The organism is Alistipes sp. 56_sp_Nov_56_25 (assembly GCF_001915285.1).
In the GTDB taxonomy this organism is placed as follows: domain Bacteria; phylum Bacteroidota; class Bacteroidia; order Bacteroidales; family Rikenellaceae; genus Alistipes; species Alistipes shahii.
In genome coordinates this window covers 1-3,809 of record NZ_MNQF01000045.1, presented here as the reverse complement: position 1 = coordinate 3,809, position 3,809 = coordinate 1, and the positions used below count along the sequence as shown (strand labels likewise).

Annotated in this window: 4 protein-coding genes; 2 read left to right on the top strand and 2 right to left on the bottom strand. The window is 45.4% G+C overall.

Going from position 1 to position 3,809, the window contains the following annotated elements; genetic code table 11:
* The first annotated feature begins 144 nt into the window (after positions 1 to 144).
* A protein-coding gene (locus BHV64_RS08990; protein ID WP_441294231.1) for an IS3 family transposase occupies positions 145 to 1,475 on the top strand; the annotation gives its coding sequence in 2 pieces (ribosomal slippage) (positions 145 to 589 and positions 589 to 1,475; 1,332 coding nt in all).
* Between the two features lie 36 nt (positions 1,476 to 1,511).
* On the opposite strand, the gene BHV64_RS08985 is transcribed toward BHV64_RS08990, so the two are convergent.
* Positions 1,512 to 1,901, bottom strand: coding sequence for a hypothetical protein (locus tag BHV64_RS08985; protein ID WP_288115764.1), 390 nt, complete (start codon positions 1,899 to 1,901; stop codon positions 1,512 to 1,514).
* A 69-nt stretch (positions 1,902 to 1,970) separates the two neighbouring features.
* Positions 1,971 to 2,288, bottom strand: a complete 318-nt coding sequence (locus BHV64_RS08980; RefSeq protein ID WP_288115763.1) for a DUF2958 domain-containing protein — start codon at positions 2,286 to 2,288, stop codon at positions 1,971 to 1,973.
* Positions 2,289 to 2,550: 262 nt separating this feature from the next.
* Between BHV64_RS08980 and BHV64_RS08975 the strand changes: the two genes are divergently transcribed.
* Positions 2,551 to 3,699 (top strand): competence protein CoiA, encoded by a 1,149-nt coding sequence (locus BHV64_RS08975; RefSeq protein WP_288115762.1) that lies wholly within the window; start codon positions 2,551 to 2,553, stop codon positions 3,697 to 3,699.
* The last annotated feature ends 110 nt before the right edge of the window (positions 3,700 to 3,809 follow it).

The window sequence follows — 3,809 nt, the reverse complement described above, 5'->3', positions numbered from 1 at the left end:
TGGAAAGATTCTTTATCCGCAGTCATCGCTTTATAAACTGCTGGAACAGCATTATATGAAAGCGCAGCGCTGATGCGGTCTGTGAAAAGGGGAAGATCACTTGAACTGCACCCCAAAAGTTGGACATAACTTTTGGGGTGTTTTATGAAGTACAGTTATGAGGAGAAATTAACAGCAGTTTTGTCTGTTGTCAATGGCCAACATTCCGTATCGTCCGCCTCCAAGCATTTTGGAATAAGCTATACGCCTTTGTCGCGTTGGATTGCGCGTTATAAAGAGTTCGGCGAAGAAGGTCTTCGTATACGGCAATATACTTACAGCGGCGATTTTAAGTTGTCAGCTATCAGGCACATGCACGAGAATCACTTATCTTTAACGGAAACAACGGCAAAGTTCGGTATTTACAATGAGAGTACGCTGAGCAAATGGGAGCGTATCTATTATGAAGAAGGTGAATCCGGTCTTTACCGTGATAATCGGGGTAAGATGAGAACCAAGCCTAATAAACAGGAACTACAACCACAGGAAGAAAATGACTTGCGAGTCGAAAACCAACGTCTTCGCGCCGAGGTCGCTTACTTAAAAAAATTGAGGGTCTTAGTCGAGGAACGCATCGTCCGCGAGAACGGGAACGGGCAAAAGCCATCGAAGAACTAAGACCGGAACATACCCTTCCCACGCTATTGGAAGTTACGGGGATGGCGCGTAGTACGTTCTATTATCATCTGAAGCAGTTAAAGTTCCCCGATAAATACAAACAAGAGAAAAACGAGATTGTAAGTATATACCACGATCATAAGGGACGTTATGGTTACCGCCGTATCACAGTAGAGATGCACAATCGCGGATATTCTATAAACCATAAAACGGTACTGAGGTTAATGAACGAATGTGGAGTTAAATGCCAGGTGCGCCTAAAAAAATATCGTTCATACAAAGGAGAGGTTGGTGCCGTGGTGCCCGACTTGCTGAAACGTAATTTTATGGCGGAACGTCCTAATCAAAAGTGGGTTACAGACCTTACTGAATTTTCTCTGTTCGGCAAGAAGCTTTATCTGTCGCCTATTATGGACTTATATAACAGGGAAATAATAAGTTATAATATAGCTGAACATCCGACCTTTTACCAAACAATGAAAATGCTTGAAGATGCCATAAAGGATCTGCCCGATGCTCCGGAACTTATACTTCACTCGGATCAGGGTTGGCAGTACCAGATGAAACGCTATCAATATCGGCTGCGTGAAAAAGGTATTAGTCAGAGCATGTCTCGTAAGGGAAACTGTTTGGATAATGCGGTTATGGAAAACTTTTTCGGACTGTTAAAATCAGAATTATTATATTTGCAGAAGTTCGAGTCTGTCGATCATTTCCGCAAGGAACTGGAGGAATACATAAATTACTACAATAACAAGCGAATAAAGACCGCTTTAAACAACATGAGCCCGGTACAATACCGAACTCATGCTATCTGAATTATTAATCAGTCCAAACTTTGGGGTGCACATCAATCACTCTTCCCCTTCTTTTTTGGATGTATAACTGATATAGTTGCTCGGATGGATCACGCATATCTGCCCGTCCGGTGTTCCGAAATCAATGAGGATCGGATATTTGTAAAGCGGCAGATAGTATTTCCGTCCGAAAGATTTGCGGATTGCCTCCGCAGCCAGCAGGATTCCCGAGTCGGCCGTTATAGGACGTTCGTATCCGGGATATTGCCGCATGATCTCTTGGCGGCATTTATTGATGTCGTCGAGCGTAAAGACCTCTCCGCGGATGATGCGCAGCAGGCGCAAGGTAAGTTCGTATTCGCGGGACAAATTTCGACGTTGGTCGCCGTTTGGAGCTTCTTCCAACTCTTTCTTCAACCGTTCGGCTTTTTCTTCGAATGTGGCCATATTTATAGTCCTTTTTGTGTAATGATTCTGTTGTCGGCAAGGGGCAGTAAAATTCCGAGGCCTTTGCCGTCATGCATCCTGCGGCAGAAAATCCCGGACGTATTTCCTGGCCGTGTAAATGTCGCGTTCGATGGTAAGTCCGAACGGCAGACGAAGGGATGCCAGCTCGGAGAGCATCAGGTAGCCCCACTCCCATTCGTGGATATGACAATAACCGAACAGGCGCCAATTGTCACCTTCGCGTTCGGCTTCGGTGATGAGCCATGTCCCCGTACCGCAGGGGTTGAAATACTTGACGAGAACTTCGGCATCCATTCCTTTCCCATCCTGTGAGTGGAAAGGGTGTTTCTCGAATTTCGAGATGATTTCTTTTGTGAGCAGTTCCATAAGAAATGATATTTAGACTGCCCGGAACGTCCGGACAGCAAGAAACGAATAGCCACCGTAAACGACAAAGACAAGGCAATGCCTTGACGTGTCGTTTACGGTGGCTATCTTGCTGGACGGGTCGGCGTAAGAAATATATGGTGATTCAATATTAAGACGACGATGATTCACTCCGCAAAACTTGCTCGTTTCGTTCGGATTCGCTATATTTGGATTGATGTAGTATATCCGAGATCATTAACAATCCTTATACATTTCTACAATGCCTTTACGTGCTTATATAGAAGACAAAGAAATTGTTTCCATCGATCTTAATGACGAAGAATGGAGTGCTTTGAAAGCCCGTCTTAAAGCCAAAGAAACCGTTTTGATACTGCCGTGTTGCGGACAAGAGGGCTTTTTGAGAACAAGCAACAGAGGGTTGAAACATTTCGTTCATTCGAAATCTGCAAATCCATGCGATTGGAAACCTGAATCCGCAGAGCATCTCAAAGCGAAAGTCGCGATCATGGAGGCTTGCCGGGAGCAGGGATGGAATGCCATCCCCGAATTTTCCGAAGCGGATTGGAGGGCGGATGTTTTGGCTGTACAGGGAGGTAAAAGGATCGCTTTCGAGGTTCAGTGGAGCCGGCAGACTTATGAAGAAACCCGCCTCCGGCAGGAACGGTATAAGGCATCGAACGTAAGAGGTTGCTGGTTTTTCCGCATAGCCCCCAAAGAAATGTCGGATTATGACAAAACTTTAGTTGCAGACAAAGAGACTCCTGCGTTCAAAATATTCAAGGACGAAAATTCAAACATACTTGCCCAAGTAGGGAAAGTTCAAATGCCGTTAAAAGCATTGATAAGTAATTTACTGGCGCGTAAGTTGAAATTTTGCGAGCATATCAGATCAGCGCCCAAGCAGAAGGTTACTATCATCTTTTTTGAAATGAAATGCTGGAAGTGCGGGACGCTGCAATACTGCTATACGGTAGAGCCAAGTCTGAAGAGCGTCTGCAACTGCGATTTCGATGTGGAGCGGTCTTCGTGGGACGATCATGATATAGACAAGCATCCTGGGGTCTATGCCGCGGTACAAGATTTCTTACAGACGGAAGAGGGGCGACAACTCAAGGTCGGCCCGGTAAAAAAACGGTATAGCCGGACGGTTGCCGATAGCTACCTATCGCACGGCTGTTATTATTGCGACGCTATTTTCGGCGATTTCCATCTCATAGAAGAAAAGTTGTATGCTTTCACTGGAGTCTATATTATTATTGACAATGCCTTGATGCCAAAACCTAACCTATATGGTGGATTCTCCGTGTGTTTCATCACGTCCTCCTTTCTTTATTGGGATTATACTTCGGTTAATGTTTGTTGCGGGCGGAACTTTTCCGCCCGACGGTTTACTGCTTCCTCAAGGTAGGCAATGCTCCGTTAAGTTCGTAACGCCACTTTGAACCAGCGTTCTGCAAAGCGGTGTTCATGGCATCAACGGCTTTCTGCCAGGTAACGACAGAGCCGTCCACCTTCGTG

What these genes read in the sequence shown, in the direction of transcription:
- BHV64_RS08985 (WP_288115764.1), bottom strand. Translation starts at nt 1,901, where the DNA reads ATGGCCACATTCGAAGAAAAAGCCGAACGGTTGAAGAAAGAGTTGGAA.
- BHV64_RS08980 (WP_288115763.1), bottom strand. Translation starts at nt 2,288, where the DNA reads ATGGAACTGCTCACAAAAGAAATCATCTCGAAATTCGAGAAACACCCT.
- BHV64_RS08975 (WP_288115762.1), top strand. Translation starts at nt 2,551, where the DNA reads ATGCCTTTACGTGCTTATATAGAAGACAAAGAAATTGTTTCCATCGAT.